The 16,877-nt window shown below is 61.2% G+C and carries 18 protein-coding genes; 7 read left to right on the top strand and 11 right to left on the bottom strand.

The annotated features are described in order from the left end of the window. Positions 1-32: 32 nt before the first annotated feature. Genes dsbG through dsbD form a run of 3 tightly spaced genes read right to left on the bottom strand, consistent with a single transcriptional unit; the run spans position 33 to position 3,393 of the window. On the bottom strand, positions 33-803 hold the full coding sequence (gene dsbG / locus CQ009_RS06135; protein ID WP_105705196.1) for a thiol:disulfide interchange protein DsbG: 771 nt from the start codon (positions 801-803) through the stop codon (positions 33-35). Then, positions 779-1,660 carry a TlpA disulfide reductase family protein gene (locus CQ009_RS06130; protein WP_105705195.1) on the bottom strand — a complete coding sequence of 294 codons (882 nt, stop codon included), beginning with the start codon at positions 1,658-1,660 and terminating at the stop codon, positions 779-781. The genes dsbG and CQ009_RS06130 overlap by 25 nt, the downstream gene beginning before the upstream one ends. Beyond that, on the bottom strand, positions 1,660-3,393 hold the full coding sequence (gene dsbD / locus CQ009_RS06125; RefSeq protein ID WP_105705194.1) for a protein-disulfide reductase DsbD: 1,734 nt from the start codon (positions 3,391-3,393) through the stop codon (positions 1,660-1,662). Before dsbD ends, CQ009_RS06130 begins: the two co-directional genes overlap by 1 nt. A 153-nt stretch (positions 3,394-3,546) precedes the next feature. Here dsbD and CQ009_RS06120 point away from each other — a divergent pair, with 153 nt between their 5' ends. The 5 genes from CQ009_RS06120 (at position 3,547) to CQ009_RS06100 (ending at position 8,013) form a co-directional block, all read left to right on the top strand. Then, positions 3,547-4,227 carry a response regulator gene (locus CQ009_RS06120; RefSeq protein ID WP_007908710.1) on the top strand — a complete coding sequence of 227 codons (681 nt, stop codon included), beginning with the start codon at positions 3,547-3,549 and terminating at the stop codon, positions 4,225-4,227. Continuing rightward, positions 4,227-5,549, top strand: coding sequence for an ATP-binding protein (locus CQ009_RS06115; protein WP_064391343.1), 1,323 nt, complete (start codon positions 4,227-4,229; stop codon positions 5,547-5,549). The genes CQ009_RS06120 and CQ009_RS06115 overlap by 1 nt, the downstream gene beginning before the upstream one ends. A gap of 114 nt (positions 5,550-5,663) precedes the next feature. Next, entirely contained in the window at positions 5,664-6,149 is a 486-nt protein-coding gene (locus CQ009_RS06110) for a GNAT family N-acetyltransferase (RefSeq protein ID WP_105705193.1), read from the top strand. A gap of 143 nt (positions 6,150-6,292) precedes the next feature. Next, positions 6,293-7,705 carry an aspartate aminotransferase family protein gene (locus tag CQ009_RS06105; protein WP_105705192.1) on the top strand — a complete coding sequence of 471 codons (1,413 nt, stop codon included), beginning with the start codon at positions 6,293-6,295 and terminating at the stop codon, positions 7,703-7,705. Between the two features lie 83 nt (positions 7,706-7,788). Beyond that, complete coding sequence (locus CQ009_RS06100; protein ID WP_064391340.1) at positions 7,789-8,013, top strand: MbtH family protein; 225 nt, start codon at positions 7,789-7,791, stop codon at positions 8,011-8,013. Positions 8,014-8,191: 178 nt separating this feature from the next. Here CQ009_RS06100 and CQ009_RS06095 read toward each other — a convergent pair whose 3' ends face one another. From CQ009_RS06095 to CQ009_RS06060, 8 genes are read right to left on the bottom strand one after another with little or no spacing between them, the layout of a single operon-like run. Continuing rightward, positions 8,192-9,097 carry a metal ABC transporter solute-binding protein, Zn/Mn family gene (locus CQ009_RS06095; RefSeq protein WP_105705191.1) on the bottom strand — a complete coding sequence of 302 codons (906 nt, stop codon included), beginning with the start codon at positions 9,095-9,097 and terminating at the stop codon, positions 8,192-8,194. Further along, complete coding sequence (locus CQ009_RS06090) at positions 9,098-9,997, bottom strand: metal ABC transporter permease (RefSeq protein WP_007917717.1); 900 nt, start codon at positions 9,995-9,997, stop codon at positions 9,098-9,100. Then, on the bottom strand, positions 9,997-10,842 hold the full coding sequence (locus CQ009_RS06085; protein WP_105705190.1) for a metal ABC transporter ATP-binding protein: 846 nt from the start codon (positions 10,840-10,842) through the stop codon (positions 9,997-9,999). Before CQ009_RS06085 ends, CQ009_RS06090 begins: the two co-directional genes overlap by 1 nt. Further along, on the bottom strand, positions 10,839-11,768 hold the full coding sequence (locus tag CQ009_RS06080) for a metal ABC transporter substrate-binding protein (RefSeq protein ID WP_105705189.1): 930 nt from the start codon (positions 11,766-11,768) through the stop codon (positions 10,839-10,841). Before CQ009_RS06080 ends, CQ009_RS06085 begins: the two co-directional genes overlap by 4 nt. 35 nt (positions 11,769-11,803) lie before the next feature. Then, complete coding sequence (locus CQ009_RS06075; RefSeq protein ID WP_064391336.1) at positions 11,804-12,379, bottom strand: DUF6162 family protein; 576 nt, start codon at positions 12,377-12,379, stop codon at positions 11,804-11,806. Next, on the bottom strand, positions 12,376-12,717 hold the full coding sequence (locus CQ009_RS06070; RefSeq protein WP_105705188.1) for a hypothetical protein: 342 nt from the start codon (positions 12,715-12,717) through the stop codon (positions 12,376-12,378). Before CQ009_RS06070 ends, CQ009_RS06075 begins: the two co-directional genes overlap by 4 nt. Beyond that, complete coding sequence (locus CQ009_RS06065; RefSeq protein WP_105705187.1) at positions 12,714-13,253, bottom strand: thiamine pyrophosphate-binding protein; 540 nt, start codon at positions 13,251-13,253, stop codon at positions 12,714-12,716. The genes CQ009_RS06070 and CQ009_RS06065 overlap by 4 nt, the downstream gene beginning before the upstream one ends. Continuing rightward, positions 13,250-14,452 (bottom strand): PepSY domain-containing protein, encoded by a 1,203-nt coding sequence (locus CQ009_RS06060; protein ID WP_064391333.1) that lies wholly within the window; start codon positions 14,450-14,452, stop codon positions 13,250-13,252. Before CQ009_RS06060 ends, CQ009_RS06065 begins: the two co-directional genes overlap by 4 nt. A 390-nt stretch (positions 14,453-14,842) precedes the next feature. On the opposite strand from CQ009_RS06060, the gene leuC reads away from it, so the two are divergent. Beyond that, positions 14,843-16,261 carry a 3-isopropylmalate dehydratase large subunit gene (gene leuC, locus CQ009_RS06055; RefSeq protein ID WP_105705186.1) on the top strand — a complete coding sequence of 473 codons (1,419 nt, stop codon included), beginning with the start codon at positions 14,843-14,845 and terminating at the stop codon, positions 16,259-16,261. Further along, positions 16,258-16,872: a 3-isopropylmalate dehydratase small subunit gene (gene leuD / locus CQ009_RS06050; protein ID WP_064391331.1), complete on the top strand. Its 615-nt coding sequence runs from the start codon at positions 16,258-16,260 to the stop codon at positions 16,870-16,872. The genes leuC and leuD overlap by 4 nt, the downstream gene beginning before the upstream one ends. The last annotated feature ends 5 nt before the right edge of the window (positions 16,873-16,877 follow it).

The raw sequence follows: 16,877 nt of genomic DNA, 5'->3' as shown, positions 1-16,877 counted from the left end.
GCTCGCGATGGGGCCAGTCCAAGCACCGGAAATTACTTAGGCCCGAGAATCTTCGCCAATTTGTCCGGCGAAGGCGCACCTTGCTGCTGTTGCAACTCACCCTTGTCATCCATATAGAAGATCGCCGGTGTCGCCTGCAAATCGAGGTCTTCCATCAACTGCATGTTCGCCGCCAGTTTGCTCTGCACCGCCACCGGAATATCTTTCAAGGCCTTGAGCGTGCTGCCCTTGCCAGCCTTTTCATGATCTTCCAGGGCCTTGGCCGGATCCTTCGCAGCGAGCAACGCCGCTGACTTGCCCGGGCTGTCCTCGCGGATGATCCCGACCATGATGTGCCGCAGCTGCACCTTGCCGGATTTCACCCATGGCCGCGCCTGTTCCCAGAACATGTTGCAGTACGGGCAGTTCGGATCGCTGAACAGGTACACGGTGCGCGGTGCATCCTTGTTGCCGTCCTGAATCCAGTTGCTCGCCTCGAACTTGGCCCAGACTTCCTTGGCCATCGGCGCATACACCAGTTTTTGCAGCGGTTCGCTGCTCAGGTCCTTGCCGTCGGCGTCGTATAGATTACCGAGCAGAACGTGTTTGCCATCCGGGGTCAGGTACAGCGCCATGCCACGGTTCTGATATTGCGCTGCGTAACCGCGCAGGCCATTGGGGGCGTCGAACTGGCCGACGATTTTCGCGCCTTTGGCTTCGATCTGCTTGATCGCCGCAGGCAACTCTTCAGCAGCCTGCACCGACGGCAAGTGCAGCAGGGCGGTGCCCAGAGTCAGCGTCAGCAGGTGGCGGAGGCGGGGCATGGCAGTTTCCTTGCAGAGGTGGCCGGAGCAGTGGCCGGGGTCGAATGTGGAGTCGGTTCGCCGAAGTTTTCCAGGGCACGCGCCAGACTGGCGTTCGACAACTCGCCAAGATGACTGGCCAGCAGACGCCCGTCGGGGCTGTAGAACAGCGTAGTCGGCAATGCCATTGAACCTACGGCCTGACCGAGCTGGCCGCGACGATCGAACAGCACGTTGTTCAAACTCAGGCCCTGGGTTTCGAGAAAGGTCGCCACGCTTTGCATGCTTTCGGCCTGATTGACGAACAGGAAGGTCAGGTCCGGGCGTTGTTGCTGGGCGCTTTCCAGCACTGGCATTTCGCGTCGGCACGGTGGGCACCAGGTCGCCCACAGGTTGATCACCAGCGGGCCGCCCTGATAATCGCTGAGCTGAATGGTTTCGCCGGCGGCGTTGCGCAGGGAAATATCCGGCAGGCGTGTGCCCTGTTCGTAGATATTCAATGACAAGGTCGCCAATAACCAGAACACCACGCCACTGGCCACGCCAAAGCCCAGCGGACGGCGCAGACCGGGCCGACGCCAGCCGCGATAGAACGCCGCCAGCAGCAGAACGATCACCCCAGGCCAGGCGAGAAAACCGCCGTCGCGCAGATCGACGATCTGCCACGGATCGTTGCGGTAATGGCTCCAGTACAGCGCGACAAAGGCGATGCGCGCCGCCAGCATGCCGAGCAGAAACAGGCTGAATAACGCCGACTCGGGGTTATCGCCGCCGCGCTTGGCCACCCGCCAGCCGACAAAGGTCGCCAGCGCCAATGCACTGATCAGCAGCAGGTGGTTGAGCGCGATGGCAAAGGTGCCGAGGGTGAAAGTCAGCATTAATTGGCGTCTCGGGTGGTGGCCCAGCGTTGCAGGAACGTGTCGGCATCGACTTCGCCGGTGATGCGCTGGCTGCGACGCTCTTCGCCGTCGGTGCCGATCCAGACGAAGCTCGGTGGCCCCGGCACTTTGTAACGGCTGAGCAGCTCGCGGCTGGCGGCATTGTCGGCGGTGACATCAAGCCTGAGCAGGCGCACATCGCTCAATGCCTGCATGACCTTGTCCTTGCCGAACACCTGTTTTTCCATGACTTTGCACGACACGCACCAGTCGGCGTAATAGTCGAGCAAGACCCATTGGCCTTTGGTTTTCGCTGTATCCAGTTCGCGTTGCAGGGCGTCGGGATTGTTGATTGTGGTGAACGCTTCATGGCCATTGGGTGCAGCGCTGGTCGTGCGACCGGCGCTATAAACCTGCAACGGCTGGTACGGATCATCACTGCCACCTGCCGCGCCGATCACCAGCAAACTGCCCCACAAACCCAGCAGCAGCGCCGTTGCGCCGAACATCTGTGCAACACGACCAAAGCCTTCGGATTGTTTCCAGGCACTGTAAGCGGCAATCAACAACAGCGCGCCGCACAAGCCCAGCCACAACGACGGGTCCAGCACCGGCCGCAGCATCAGCAATGCCGTGGCGAGGAACAGGAAACCAAACACGCCCTTGAGCAGGTTCATCCACTCGCCGGGTTTGGGCAGGAAACGATTGCCGACGGTCACCAGCAGCAACAGCGGCACACCAATACCGATGCCCAGCGAGAACAGAATCAAGCCACCGTGCAGGGCATTGCCACTCTGCGCGATGTACAACAGCGCGCCGGCCAGCGGCGCGGTCATGCACGGGCCGACCAGCAAGCCCGACAGCGCGCCGAGCACGCCGGCGCCGACCAGGCTGCCACCACTGCGACTGCGCGAAGCGTGTTCCAGACGATCACGCAGCGCCACCGGCAATTGCAGCTCGAAGAAACCGAACATCGGCAACGCCAGCACCACGAAGATCGCGGCGAACGTGCCAAGCAGCCAAGGGTTCTGCAACCACGCTTGCAGGTTCGCGCCGAGCAGCGCGGCAATCACGCCCATCGCCGCATACACCAGCGCCATGCAAATCACATAACTGCCGGCCAGCGCAAAACCGCGACGCGGTGTGGCACCACTGCCGACGACCATACCGGCGAGAATCGGCAGCATCGGCAGCGTGCAAGGGGTGAACGCCAGCAGCAGGCCGAGGCCGAAGAACACCAGCAGACTCCAGCCCAGCGCGCGCTGTTGCAGGCTGCTGGCCAAGGCCTGGTCCGGTGCTTCGGTGCCTGCCGCGACGGCGGCTTTACCGCCGAGGTCAATCACTCGGGTTTGCGGCGGATAGCACAGGCCGGCATCGGCACAGCCCTGATAGCTGACCTTGATCTGGCCGCTGGCCGAGGCGGGGATTTTGACTTCCAGGCCTTGGCGGTAAACCGGTTGCTCACCGAAAAACTCATCGCTGTGCGATTCGCCTTCGGGCAATGCCGGTTGTTGTTCGGCGCTCAGACCGTCGAATTTCAGACGTTTCTGATACAGGTAATAGCCATCAGTGATTTGCCAGAACAGCTGGGTTTCACCCGATTCCAGACGCTCGGACGTGAGCACGAACGCTTTATCGACCGGCAGAAACTCCGGTTTTGACTCAAATGGGTTGTTTCCAGCCTGGGCCAGGCTCGAAATCAGCAGAGCAAACAAAAGAAAAAAATGACGCATGGAGGAGCCTTGTCCCTGTGCAAGTGAGGTGCACAATGGGCGGTGGCGATTAACCGATGATTAACCGCCATGCCCTTGTCGCTGTGACGTTCGGGGCATAATGTCAGCTTAATCGGCCAACTGCCTAATCGGCTTTTTTCTACGGGACTCACCATGCACGTACTGGTTTGCGAAGACGATGAGTTGATCGCCAGCGGGATCGTTGCCGGTCTCACGGCGCAGGGGTTGACCGTCGAGCACGTCAACACGGCGTCAAAGGCACGGGCGATGCTCAAGGTTGCCGAATTCGACGTGATGGTGCTTGATCTCGGCCTGCCCGATGAAGATGGCCTCAAATTGCTCCAACAACTGCGGCAAAGCGGCCTCGAAATCCCGGTACTGATCCTGACTGCACGTGACTCGGTCACTGACCGCGTCGACGGTTTGCAGGCCGGGGCAGACGATTACCTGCTTAAACCCTTCGATCTGCGGGAGCTGTTCGCACGGCTGCAAACCCTGTTGCGGCGTGTGGCCGGGCGCAGCGTCAATCTGATCGAACATGGCGCGTTGACCTACGACCCGAGCAGCCGCGAAACCACCCTCGCCGGGCAGCCGGTGGACTTGTCGCGCCGTGAGCAGTCGCTGCTGCAAGCGCTACTGCACAACCGTGGTCGTGTACTGTCCACCGAGCAGTTGAAAGACAGCGTCTATGGCTTCAACGACGAACTGGAAAGCAACGCGCTGAACGTGCACATCCATCACCTGCGCAGCAAGCTTGGTAAAGGCATCGTCGAAACCGTGCGCGGTCTGGGCTACCGCCTCGGCCCGGCCGACGGTGGGGATCAAGGCAAGTGATGAGTCTGCGATTGCGTTTGAGTCTGACCCTCGGCGCAGCCTTCGCGCTGATCTGGGCACTGGCGGCGGCCTGGATGCTCAGCGACTTGCGCAATCAGATGATGTTCTCGCTGGACCAGCGCCTGGTCGCTTCGGCGCGCATGGTCGCCGGGTTGCTGGAGCAGTTGCCGACATTGCCGAGCAAGGGCGAGGGCACCCATTTCAGTGCCGAACAGTTGAACATTCCGGGTGGCATGGCCTGTCAGGTCAGCTCCTTGCGCGGGGAAATTCTCGCGCGCAGCCACAACAATCCCGAGCAAGCACTGGAAGCCGAGAAAATGGGCTTCCACGACCAGATGATCGATGGTGCGCCGTGGCGCAGCTTTACCCTCGCGCGCGGCGACGTACGCATAACCACGGCGGATCGACAGATCGAACGCGAAGCGCTGAACATGTCGATCCTGCTGGCGGCGTCGGTGCCAGTCGGTGTGGCGCTGTTGGGTTGCCTGTGCCTGTTGTGGTTGGGAATCGGACAGGGCCTGGCGCCGCTCAATCGTCTGCGTGAGGCGTTGATGCGGCGTAACGCCGATTCGCTCGAACCGTTGCAGCTGCAGTCGTTTCCCAGTGAGCTGAAGCCACTGCTGGAAACGCAGAATCAGTTGTTCCAGCGCATCGGTAAAACCATCGAACGCGAACGTCGCCTTACCGGTGATGCCGCCCATGAACTGCGCAGCCCGCTGACCGCGATCAAGACCCACCTGCAAGTGGCACGCATGACCGAAGGCAGCGCTCGCGATCAATCGCTGGCGCGGGCGGAGGAGGGCGCTGATCGCTTGCATCGCACGCTGGAGCAATTGCTGTTGCTGGCGCGTGTCGAAGGCAGTCTGTCGTTCGACGACGGTTCGCAATGCAGCGCCGAACAGGTCGCCCGACTGGCGATTCAGGACGCCACTGGCGGCGAACGACTGCGGATCAAACTGCAATTGCCTGCGCAACTTTCTGAGGCTCCGTTGCAAATGCCAGCGGTGTTGGCGATTGCCGCGCTGCGCAATTTGCTCGACAACGCGCTGCGCCATACGCCGGAAGATTGCGCGGTCGAGGTGAGCCTGGAGACCATCGGCAATCGCGTACGGTTTGTCGTACGCGACCATGGTCCAGGCATTGCCCCGGATGATTTGCAGCACCTGACCCAGCGCTTCTGGCGCAACGGCCAAAGCACCGGCTGCGGCCTCGGCCTGGCGATTGTCCAGGCGATCGTCCAGCGTTGTGACTGCGCGCTGCATTTCGACAGCCGACCTGACGGTTTACGCGTCGAACTGACCATGCCCCTGCAAACGCTCTGATTTCACTCCTACAGGGGATTCTCATCAAATGTAACTTCTTGGCGTTCGCTATCCGGGCGGGGCGGGGTTAAGGTCGGCCCCTGCTTTGACTCAACGGATTGAGAGAACAGCGCAATGGATGCTCCCGTCTATATTTACGCCGCCACACCCGCCGACTCCGGCATCATCGGCCGTATCATCGAACGCTCGATTCGCGTCGGTTGCGCGCTTGATCACCGTAACGACCCGCGCCTCGTCAATACCTGGATACGTCAGCAATCGGCAGAGCGCATCAATGCGTGGCTGCTCGATCCGCATTTCTATCTCAACATCGCATTGTTATCGGACAAACCGGTCGGCGTCGGCATGGCGGCCGCCAGTGGTGATGTGACCTTCTGCCATGTGCAACCGGAATGGTTTCGCCGAGGGGCCGGTCGGGCGCTGATGGCGGATCTCGAAGGCTGGTTGCGAATCCGTGGCAGGCCCAGCGTGGCCTTGAAAAGTACACGCACCGGCGAAGCGTTTTATCGGCATCTGGGTTATCGCGCGTCGGCACCGGCCTTGCTCCATCACGGCGTAAAAGCCACGCCCATGCACAAGTCGTTGGCGGTTCCTGCCTGACATCTCGATCAAGGGTCTAAATCCTCGCCGCGCTTAAGCGTTTCCAGAACAGGAAAACCTGCAAGTGCGCTCCGCGACCGGAATGCGCACCTGTGCGGTGTGCTGTTTTGGTCACAATCCATAGCGAATTGAGGGGTCGAGAGATGTCAGTCGCCACCAGCCTTATCGAAGAGTCGTCGGCCCGGGTCAGCTCGGCGCCAGCGGAAACGTTGTATCAGTTCACTGAATCGCCGTTACTGGCTCGGCAGAGCCAGCAGGAATCCAACGCTCGCAGTTATCCGCGACGTATTCCGCTGGCACTCAAGCGGGCCAAGGGGCTGTATGTCGAGGACGTCGAAGGGCGTACCTTCATCGACTGCCTGGCCGGTGCTGGCACACTGGCGTTGGGGCATAACCATCCAGTGGTGATCGAAGCGATCCAGCAGGTGCTCGCCGACGAACTGCCGCTGCACACGCTGGACCTGACTACGCCGGTCAAGGATCAGTTTGTCCAGGATCTGTTCGGCTTGTTGCCACGCGAGCTGGCGGCGCAAGCCAAAATCCAGTTCTGCGGCCCTACCGGTACCGACGCCGTGGAGGCTGCGCTGAAACTGGTGCGCACCGCCACCGGCCGCAGCACCGTGCTGTCGTTTTCCGGCGGTTATCACGGCATGAGCCAGGGCGCGTTGAGCCTGATGGGCAGCCTGGGGCCGAAAAAGCCATTGGGTGCCCTGCTCAGCAGCGGCGTGCAATTCATGCCGTTCCCGTACGACTACCGTTGCCCGTTCGGCCTCGGTGGCGCTGCCGGCGTCAAAGCCAATTTGAGCTACCTGGAAAACCTGCTCAACGATCCCGAGGCCGGCGTGCAACTGCCCGCGGCGGTGATCGTTGAAGCGGTGCAGGGCGAGGGCGGGGTGATTCCCGCCGATATCGAGTGGTTGCGCGGTTTGCGCCGGATCACCGAGAAGGCGGGAGTCGCGCTGATCGTCGATGAGATCCAGAGCGGTTTCGCCCGCACCGGCAAGATGTTTGCCTTTGAGCACGCCGACATCATCCCGGATGTGGTGGTGCTGTCCAAAGCCATTGGCGGCAGCCTGCCGCTGGCGGTGGTGGTCTATCGCGACTGGCTCGACACCTGGCAACCGGGTGCGCACGCCGGCACCTTCCGTGGCAACCAGATGGCCATGGCTGCCGGGTCGGCGGTGATGCGTTATCTGGTCGAACACAAGGTCTGCGAACACGCCGCCGCCATGGGGGCACGCCTCAGCGAACACCTGCATATTCTGCAGCGCGACTTCCCGCAACTCGGCGATATTCGTGGCCGTGGCTTGATGCTCGGTGTCGAGCTGGTCGATCCGGCCGGTACGCCGGATGCGCTGGGTCATCCGCCAGCGTTCGCGCGTCTGGCACCGCTGGTGCAGCGCGAATGCCTCAAGCGTGGACTGATTCTGGAGCTGGGCGGTCGCCATGGTGCGGTGGTGCGTTTCCTGCCGCCGCTGGTGATCACCGCCGCCGAGATCGATCGCGTTGCCGAGATCTTCGGTCGCGCCCTGATTGCTGCGACTGCTGCGCTATAAATTTTCCGCCGCGCCGAACGTTCTTTCTACATACCCGGCCGCACCCGTTGTGCGGCTCACCCATACAACGATGGAGAACCAGCATGACGTCAGTATTCGACCGCGAGGACATCCTCTTTCAGGTCGTGGTCAACCACGAAGAGCAATACTCGATCTGGCCTGACTACAAAGCCGTGCCGGAAGGCTGGCGTACCGTGGGCAAGAGCGGCCTGAAAAAGGAATGCCTGGCTTACATCGAAGAGACCTGGACTGACATGCGTCCACTGAGCCTGCGCCAGAAGATGGAAGGGCAGGCTGCCGCGCAATAAGCGGCCGGGCAAAAAGAAACCCGCTGGACTGGAAACAGTCAGCGGGTTTTTTTATGGCTGGAGTTTGTGTTGTCAGGTCAGGCCTCTTCGCGAGCAGGCTCACTCCTACAGGGGGAGCGCATTCCAAATGCAGGAGTGAGTCTGCTCGCGATGAACGATAACGCGGTTTCAGCTGAAATTAAGCCCCGCTCAAACCCTTCAACAGCAAATCCACATTGCCTTCCAGCTCCGCCACCGGATCCGCCGCATCGGTACTCAGCACCACCAGATGACTGCCCGATTCGGCAATCGCCGCTTTCACTGCGTCCGATGGCTGCCGATGATGCAACACCACTGCTACATCATTGTCCTTGAGCGTTGCCGTCAGTTTTTTCAGATCCTCAGCCGTCCACTCCGCATCAGGCCGTGGATCCTGGCCAACCAACTCCAGATTGAGGCTGCCGATCAGATAGCCGAAGTGATCGCTGAGACTCATCACACTGAGGTTGTCGGCGCTGGCTAATCGCGCCTCGCTGTCGGCGCTGAGCTTCAACAAACGCTGCTTCAACGTTGCCAGATTCGCCTCGATCGCAGGCTTGGCACTCGGTGCCAGGCGCGTCAGATCTGCTGCCATGACATCGGCCATGCGCCCCATGTTGTTGCTCGCCAGCCATGGCTGGCTGTTCAGGCCATCGACTTTCAAATCCGGTTGCACGGCAATGCCGGGCAGGGCGCCGTCGACCGGGCGTGCCGCATCGACTTCGACAATACGGATATTGCTGCGACGGGCGATCGGGTACAGCTGATCATCCGGCCACAACGAGCGCACGCCAATCACGGCATCGGCCGCGGTTGCCAGTTTGCTCAGTGCCGGGGCGCCACGCCCCGTGAAATAGGCGCTCTGACGACTGCCCGGCAGGTTCGCTGGCGCCGCTCGTTCGAGATTGACATCAGTGCCTTTGAGTAGCGCCTCAGCCAAGCCAAAGGTGATGGGCAAAGAGGCCAGCACCCGCAACTGTTTAGTGTTTTCGGCGGCCATCAATGGGGTGCAAACCACGCCGCACAAGGCCATGGCCAAGGTCAGCTTACGCAGTGAAAAAGTCATTTATCCAAGATTCCCTTTCAGACTCGGGACAACCCCGCGCGCAATGGCGGCGAGGGCGAAAGCGATACCAGCGACCAGAATGATCGCGGCGCCGGACGGGATCGGCAGGTCGAACACGATGGGCGCGAGAATGCCGCACAAGGTGCTGACGGTGGCGATCAGCACCGAACACCAGAAAAAGCCCTTGAGCGATTGACTGAGCAAGCGTGCGGCGGCAGCCGGAATCACCAGCAGCGCGCCGACCAGAATCGCACCAATCACTTTTACCGCCGCCACGGTGATCAGCGTCACCAGAATCACGAACAGATAATCCAGGGTTTTCACCGCCACGCCGCGCACGGCCGCCAGTTGCGGATTGAAACTGGCGAGCATGATGCGGTTGTACAGCGGCAGGGCCAGGGCCATGACCAGCGAGCCGACAATGGCCAGCACCGCCAGATCGTTGCCGTTGACCGTCAGCACCGAGCCGAACAACACGTTCTCGAGAATGTGCACATTGATCTTGCCCGCCAGGATCAGCAGCAGACTCGCGCCGAGTGCCAGCGACACCGACAGGAATACGCCGATCAAAGTGTCCGGCGCCAGACCGGTACGGTTGCGCAGGTAATTGAGCAGGATGCCGAACAGCAGGCAATAACCGAACAGGCTGCCGTACGGTCCGGTGTAGGGTTCGCCGAGCAGGATGCCGATGGCCACGCCGGTCAGCGCGGCGTGACCGACCGCTTCGGAGAAAAACGCGAAGCGCTTGACCACCACCAGCGTACCGAGACCACCCAGCACCGGGCCGATCAACAAACCGGCGAGCAGTGCATTGACCACAAAACCGTAGGCCAGCGCTTCCGGCAGGTAACCGGACGAGGCCCAGCCTTGCACCATCAAACGAAAGGCTTCGTAACTCATCAGGCAGCGCTCCGTGGATGGGTCGAAAACAGGCTCAACAGACGTTCCGGAGTCAGTGCCTCTTGTGGCGTCGCGTCGAACAACACTCGGCGATTAAGCCCGGTGACACGATTGGCCAGGCGCCCGACGGCTTCCAGATCGTGTTCGATCCACAGCACGGTGATGCCCGCGGCGCGCCAGTCATTGAGCAGCCGTTCAAAAACTTGAATCCCGGCTTCGTCGAGGGCCGACATCGGCTCATCCAGCACCAGCAGTTGCGGCGCCGGAATCAGCCCTTGCGCCAGCAGCACCCGTTGCCGTTCCCCGCCGGACAGCGCACCCATGCGCCGCTTGCGTTTGTCCTGCATGCCGACCCGCTCCAGCGCTTCACCAATGGCGCCGGCGTAGTGTTTGCTCAAACCGAGAAACGCCGGGCGACGCTGGCACATCGCGGCCATGAAATCGTCGACGGTCATCGGTAAACCACGATCAAACTCCAGCGCCTGCGGCACATATCCGATGGTGCCGGGGGCGCCGGGCCATTGCAGGCTGAGCTGGCCCTGATGCGGCATCTGCCCCAGCAGCGTTTTGATCAGCGAGCTCTTGCCGCCACCGTTCGGGCCGACCAGCGCATGCACGCTGCCGGGCTGCACCTGGAAGGTGACGTTGTCGAGAATCGTCGTGCGCCCGAGCGTCAGGCAAACCTCCGCAAAATCCAGCGTCGGCCCACAGACTTGTGGGAGCGAGCCTGCTCGCGAATGCGCTGTGTCATTCAATACAGATGTTGGCTGATCTGGCGCCTTCGCGAGCAAGCTCGCTCCCACAGGGGATTCGAGTTCGTTCGAAATCGTTTCTTTGGAGGTCATGCGCCCGACTCCTGAATCGCCCGCACCACGGTATTGAGGTTGCCGGTCATTTCCTTTTCGTATTTGTCGGCGGTGTATTCACCATAGGAAATGTGTGACAGCGGGTACAGCTTCACGCCGGACTCACGCTGGATGGTTTCGACGTAGGTGGACGGGAAGTCCATCTCCGAGAAAATCACTTTCACATCCAGTTCGCGCAGTTGGTCGATAGTCTTTTTCAACTGGCTCGGGCTTGGCTCGATACCGTGCGCCGGCTCGACCACCGCCGTCACTTCCAGACCGAATTCGCGCAACAGATAGTCATAGGCCGCGTGAACCGTAGCCACGCGCAGTTCGGCGTTCGGTGCCTGAGTCAGTTTGGCCAGGGCGTCGGCACGCATCTGTCGCAGGCGTTTGCCGTAGGCGCGGGCGTTCTGGGTATAGGTCTTGGCGTTGTCCGGATCAAGCTTGCCCAGTTCGCGGGCAATGTTGTTGACCTGCGCGATGGAGGCGCTGATCGACAGGAACGTGTGCGGGTTGACCACTTTGCCGGCGCCGCGTGCGGCAACCCCGGTGGCGGCCAGCAGCGGCACGTTTTCATTGGCTTCGATGGTTTTGATGTTCGGTGTTTCGCTGGCGGCAATCATGCGGTCGGCGAAATCGTCATGGCCGACACCGTTGAGCACGATCACATCCAGCCCGCTGATGCGTTTGATGTCCTCGGCGCGCGGCTCGTAGGCGTGCGGGTTGAAACCGGCAGGAATCAGCGGCACCACCTCGGCCTTGTCGCCGACGATGTTTGCCACATAGCTGTAATAAGGGTGCAGGGTAATGCCGATACGCAGGCGTTTGGCGCTATCGGCACTGGCCAGCGGGCTCAGCAGGCAGGCGCAGAGGCCGACCAGAAACAGGCGTAACAAAGGACGGCGCGGCGATGAAATAGACATGGGCAAGCGGTCTTCTCTCGGATAGGGGCGAGGAATCAATGGCGATGTTCGCGGGTAACCCCGGCATCGTATTGCGCGACGATCTGTTTCCAGCCGGCAGCGGACAGAGCGTCGGCGGTGAGTTGTGCGGGGGCTTGAACGGCTGCATCACGGTTGAGCCAGATGTCCGGCGCTGCCTTGTCGTCGGCACTCAGTAGCATCACGAACGAACCCGCGACGGCAGGGGTCTGGCTTTGGCCGAAATACGCGGCGTCCGCCAACAACTGCCAGGCATGACCGCCGCGGCTGACCGAGCTGGCGTCCTGAGCAAACGGCGCAAACCCTTCGTCCGCGAGGTTCTGCGGCGTCGGCAGGGCTTGCTGCTCTTCGCGCAGCAAGCGGATTTCGTCGAGGGTCACCCGCAGGTCGGCGTAGATGCCTTGCTCCGAAGCACTGAGGTCGCGGCGTGCGTCGAGTTGATTTGTCGCGACCGGCTCCGGCTCATGGGAAACCCCGCGCCATGCGACGACCGAACCGGCAATCGCCAGAATCAACAGACACAACAGCAGCACATTGAGGGTTTCATGGCCGGCACCCGCCGGGCGCACAACTTGGCTGGTTGGTGTACTCATGGGGTCTCGATATCCGCTTGGTCGATTTCGACCACATGGCCTGGACCTGCGTCGAACAGCACATAAAACTCGGCGCCAGGCTTCTTGAATGTCAGTGTCGAGTCGGCACCGAGCTTGCCCGGCACCAGAATGGTTTCGTCGTAGCCGATCACATCGAGGGTCACCCCCGGTGCGCCGCTGCCGTCGGAGAAACCGCCGGTGCATTTGATCTGTTCGGCATCGATGGCCTTGCATTCGCACATCGGGTTGTGGGCGAGGGCGCTGGCACTGAAGCCGGCGCTCAGCACCAGCAGCGCGGCGCTCAGGCGCAGACGGGAAGGGCGGCGAGCGTGGCTCATGGTTTGGCTCCTTGTTTGGTCAGCCATGCAATCGTGGCGGGAGAGGCCTGGCTCAGGGGAATAGTGGCTTGGTGCATGCTGCCGTCCCAGCCTTCCATGGTGATCCACAGTTCGGCGTCGGGTTTGGTCTTTTCCGGGATCAGCAATTGCGTGCCCATGCGGTACGGTGTGCCGAAGAAGATCACCCCGGCGGCGCGCAGGCTGCGGGGTTTGCCGATGCGCAGGTAAGTGGCCTTGACCTGTTCGATACAGGCGTCACACAACGCAGCGTTGAAGTCCTTCGAGTAACCGGCGGGACCATTGAGCGGCGCTTCGTTGCGCAACTCGGCAAGGCGCAGGCTCCAAGGGCCGACCTGGACGTCACCGATCTCGCGCTCGCCAAGGCCGCTGTCGCCACGGAACAACGCCACATCGGCAAAGTATTTCGGCATGAAACCCAGCGGAATCAGCAGCAGCAGTACATTGATATGGAAGCGCCATTTATGCCAGAAGCGGCTCAGGCGTGAAGGTTGGGCAATGCTCGTCGTCTGGCTCACAGGCTGGCCTCCGAAGTCTCGCGGGTGGTCGCGGGCTGCACGGCGGCGGTGCGGGCTTTCTTGCTTTCGCGTTTAAGGGCGTTGGCGGTCGCCAGCGCGGTGCGCTTGGTCCAGATCAACAAACCGCTGAGCACCATCATGCTCAGCAACAGGCCGAAGAAGAACCAGATCAGCTTGATCCACAGACCACCGAAGTCACCGGTATGTAGCGGGCGCATGGATTCGGTGACGAACTCCAGTGACGTGCGATCCGACAGCACGCGGGAGGATGCCAGCTCGCCGTTGAACGGGTTGAGCGTCGCGCTCTGGAACATCAGTGGATACCAGCCACGGCCACGAATATCGAGGTGACTGTAGGCATTGAAAGGCATGTTGATGACGCTGGCCTCGAGCCCGGGAATCTTTTGCTGGGCGATTTCGATCGCGCGATCAAGACTGAGCCGGGCCGGTGGCAGGCCATCGGCGGTCAACGGCACGCTGTCGCGCGACATGGCCGGAATGATCGCCTCGCTGGAAATCGATATGTGGTTATCGGACAGCACCGCTTCAATCAGGAACCAGGTGCTGGTGACGGAGATGACCGCAATGAACCAGATTGACCAGATGCCGCTCAGACGATGGAAGTCCCCCCAGAAAATTCGCGCACCGTGGCGAATGCGCAGGGTCGGACTGAAAAAACCTTTCCAGAAACGCTTGTACACCACCAGACCGGTGATCAACGACGCCAGCAGCGGCAAGCTCAGCGCTGACACCAGATACCAGCCCCAGCTGTAACCATTGGTGAACGGCACCAGCCACCAGCCATGCAAGGCACGGGTAAAAGCCTGGAAATTGAATTCCGGCGCCGTGCCCTGGATCACGCCCGTGTACGGGTTGACGTAGGTGACCAGCGAGCGCCCGTCGGGATAGCTGAGGGTGACATCCAGCGCGAAATGCGATTCGTCGGGGCGGCTGATGCGTTGCACCAGTGCCTGCGGTTCAGCGGTCTTGATCGCTGTGATGATCTGTTCATAACCGAGACGGGGTGCATCGTCCGACGGCTGGCTGGCGCGCATCTGCGGGTTGGCCAGCCAGACGATTTCCTGACTGACCACCGCCAATGTGCCGGTGACACAGACGATCAGCACGAAAAACCAGATCGGTAACGCCAGCCAGCTATGAACGAGGAACCACAGTTTGGAGCGGGATTTCTTCGACATGATTGCGCGTCTTGTATTCGGTGAAAGGGCGCGTGGCTACGGGCTTCGCAGCACGGGATCCCCGAAAAGCCGCTCGTGGCTTTTGCCTACGCGAACGGCCTGCATCTATATAAGACGAATGAGCGCTGCAAATCCCGAAAGGGGATATGAAAGCAAATGTTTCGCAATTCGCCGTTCACCACACATCCCCTTGCTCAAGAACGCGGACGATCAGTTAACGCGGACGTGACTGACGCACCGCTTTCGCGAGCAAGCTCGCTCCCACAGGGTTTTGTTGTGTTTTGAGGATCAAACACGATTCATGCATGACGCCATCACTGTCAGGCAATTGATGGCCCGCCGGCGCTCCCTATCATGGAGCTCACGATGAATGCCTGAGTGAGCACCTTGATGACCGCCAGAACCCTCTATGACAAACACATCGATTCGCACACGGTGTGCCGCCTCGACGATCAGGGCCATGTCCTGCTCTATATCGATCGTCAGGTGATCAACGAATACACCAGTCCCCAGGCATTCAGCGGTTTGCGCGAGGCCGGGCGGGGTGTCTGGCGTCCGGAAACAGCGTTGGCGGTGGTTGACCACGTCAATCCAACCACACCGCTGCGGGTGGCCGCGATGCCGGATGCCGGTGGCGCGCGACAGGTGTCGTATCTGGCAGAGAATTGCCGGGACTTCGGTATCGAGTTGCTGGATATCCTCGACAAACGCCAAGGCATCGAACATGTGATCGCGCCGGAGCAGGGTTTTATATTGCCGGGCATGGTCATTGCTGCCGGCGACAGCCACACCACGACGTATGGCGCGCTCGGCGCTTTCGGTTTCGGCATCGGCACCTCGGAAATCGAACACCTGCTGGCCTCGCAGACCCTGGTCTACAAACGTCTGAAAAGCATGCGCGTGACGGTTGACGGCGAGTTGGCAGCGGGGCTGACGTCGAAAGACCTGATCATGGCGCTGATCGGCCAGATTGGCGCGTCCGGGGCCACCGGTTATGCCATCGAGTTCTGCGGTTCGACCATTGATGCCCTGAGCGTCGAGGCGCGCATGACCATCTGCAACATGGCGGTCGAGGCCGGTGCGCGTGGCGCGTTCATGGCGCCGGACGACAAGGTGTTCGCCTATCTCAAAGGCAAACCCCGCGCGCCCACCGGTGACTTGTGGGAGCGCGGACTGCAACAATGGTGCGACCTGCGCAGCGATCCCGGCGCCTTGTTCGACCGCGAGATTCATCTCGACGCCCATCTGCTGGAACCGATGGTCACCTGGGGCACCAGCCCGGATCAGGCTGCACCGATTGGCGCTCGGGTGCCCGACCCGCAAGCGATCAACGACCCGATCCTGCGTCAGGACATGCGCCGCGCCCTCAACTACATGGGCCTCGAAGCCGGCATGCCGCTCAGCGAGATCGTCATCAGCCATGCCTTTATCGGTTCCTGCACCAACGCACGGATCGAGGACTTGCGCGATGCCGCCCGTGTCGTGCGCGGGCAGCAAGTCGCCGAGCATGTGCGGGCGATGATCGTCCCCGGTTCCAGCGAAGTGCGCGCCCAAGCCGAAGCGGAAGGATTGGCGCGGATTTTTATCGAGGCCGGTTTTGAATGGCGTCAGTCCGGCTGTTCGATGTGTCTGGCGATGAACGACGACGTGCTGGCCCCCGGCGACCGCTGCGCGTCCAGCACCAACCGTAATTTCGAGGGGCGTCAGGGCGCTGGCGCACGCACCCATTTGATGAGCCCGGCGATGGTCGCCGCTGCTGCGATCAGCGGCCGCCTCACCGACATCCGCCACTTTGGAGTACGCCCATGAGCCTGCAACCCTTCACTCAGGTCAGCGGGCAGGCCGCGCCATTGTTGGCCGCCAACGTCGATACCGACGTGATCATGCCCAAGCAGTTTCTCAAGGGCATCGACAGGAAAGGCCTGGATCGCGGTTTGTTTTTCGATCTGCGATTTTTGCCGGACGGCACGCCGAATCCTCAGTTTGTGCTGAATCAGCCTGCGTGGCAGAGGGCTGGTTTTCTCGTGGTCGGGCCGAATTTCGGCTGCGGCTCCAGCCGCGAGCACGCAGTGTGGGGGTTGCAGCAGTTGGGCATTCGCGCGCTGATCGGTAGCAGCTTCGCCGGGATCTTTTTCGACAACTGCCAGCGCAACGGGGTGTTGTTGATCACGCTGGAGGAGGCGCAGGTGCAGCGCATCGGACGGCTTGTCGGTCAGCCTGAAATGGCGCGGATCAGTATTGATCTGGAGACGCAGCAGATTGGTTTGGCGGATGGCAGCGTGATCGATTTCCAGATTGATGGTCTGCGCAAAACTTCGCTGCTGCTGGGACTTGATGCAATTGGCAGCACCTTGCAACGCCGCGAACAAATCAAGGATTTCGAACGCCAGCACCTGGTCAACAACCCCTGGCTCTCCTGACCCAC

Origin of the sequence: Pseudomonas sp. MYb2, assembly GCF_002979955.1 — a bacterium.
Taxonomy (GTDB): domain Bacteria; phylum Pseudomonadota; class Gammaproteobacteria; order Pseudomonadales; family Pseudomonadaceae; genus Aquipseudomonas.
The sequence above is the reverse complement of the archived record's forward strand: the minus strand, read 5'-3'. Positions and strand labels throughout refer to the sequence as shown.

Coding starts and splice junctions, on each gene's coding strand:
- dsbG (WP_105705196.1), bottom strand. CDS start 803: ATGCCCCGCCTCCGCCACCTGCTGACGCTGACTCTGGGCACCGCCCTG.
- CQ009_RS06130 (WP_105705195.1), bottom strand. CDS start 1,660: ATGCTGACTTTCACCCTCGGCACCTTTGCCATCGCGCTCAACCACCTG.
- dsbD (WP_105705194.1), bottom strand. CDS start 3,393: ATGCGTCATTTTTTTCTTTTGTTTGCTCTGCTGATTTCGAGCCTGGCC.
- CQ009_RS06120 (WP_007908710.1), top strand. CDS start 3,547: ATGCACGTACTGGTTTGCGAAGACGATGAGTTGATCGCCAGCGGGATC.
- CQ009_RS06115 (WP_064391343.1), top strand. CDS start 4,227: ATGAGTCTGCGATTGCGTTTGAGTCTGACCCTCGGCGCAGCCTTCGCG.
- CQ009_RS06110 (WP_105705193.1), top strand. CDS start 5,664: ATGGATGCTCCCGTCTATATTTACGCCGCCACACCCGCCGACTCCGGC.
- CQ009_RS06105 (WP_105705192.1), top strand. CDS start 6,293: ATGTCAGTCGCCACCAGCCTTATCGAAGAGTCGTCGGCCCGGGTCAGC.
- CQ009_RS06100 (WP_064391340.1), top strand. CDS start 7,789: ATGACGTCAGTATTCGACCGCGAGGACATCCTCTTTCAGGTCGTGGTC.
- CQ009_RS06095 (WP_105705191.1), bottom strand. CDS start 9,097: ATGACTTTTTCACTGCGTAAGCTGACCTTGGCCATGGCCTTGTGCGGC.
- CQ009_RS06090 (WP_007917717.1), bottom strand. CDS start 9,997: ATGAGTTACGAAGCCTTTCGTTTGATGGTGCAAGGCTGGGCCTCGTCC.
- CQ009_RS06085 (WP_105705190.1), bottom strand. CDS start 10,842: ATGACCTCCAAAGAAACGATTTCGAACGAACTCGAATCCCCTGTGGGA.
- CQ009_RS06080 (WP_105705189.1), bottom strand. CDS start 11,768: ATGTCTATTTCATCGCCGCGCCGTCCTTTGTTACGCCTGTTTCTGGTC.
- CQ009_RS06075 (WP_064391336.1), bottom strand. CDS start 12,379: ATGAGTACACCAACCAGCCAAGTTGTGCGCCCGGCGGGTGCCGGCCAT.
- CQ009_RS06070 (WP_105705188.1), bottom strand. CDS start 12,717: ATGAGCCACGCTCGCCGCCCTTCCCGTCTGCGCCTGAGCGCCGCGCTG.
- CQ009_RS06060 (WP_064391333.1), bottom strand. CDS start 14,452: ATGTCGAAGAAATCCCGCTCCAAACTGTGGTTCCTCGTTCATAGCTGG.
- leuC (WP_105705186.1), top strand. CDS start 14,843: ATGACCGCCAGAACCCTCTATGACAAACACATCGATTCGCACACGGTG.
- leuD (WP_064391331.1), top strand. CDS start 16,258: ATGAGCCTGCAACCCTTCACTCAGGTCAGCGGGCAGGCCGCGCCATTG.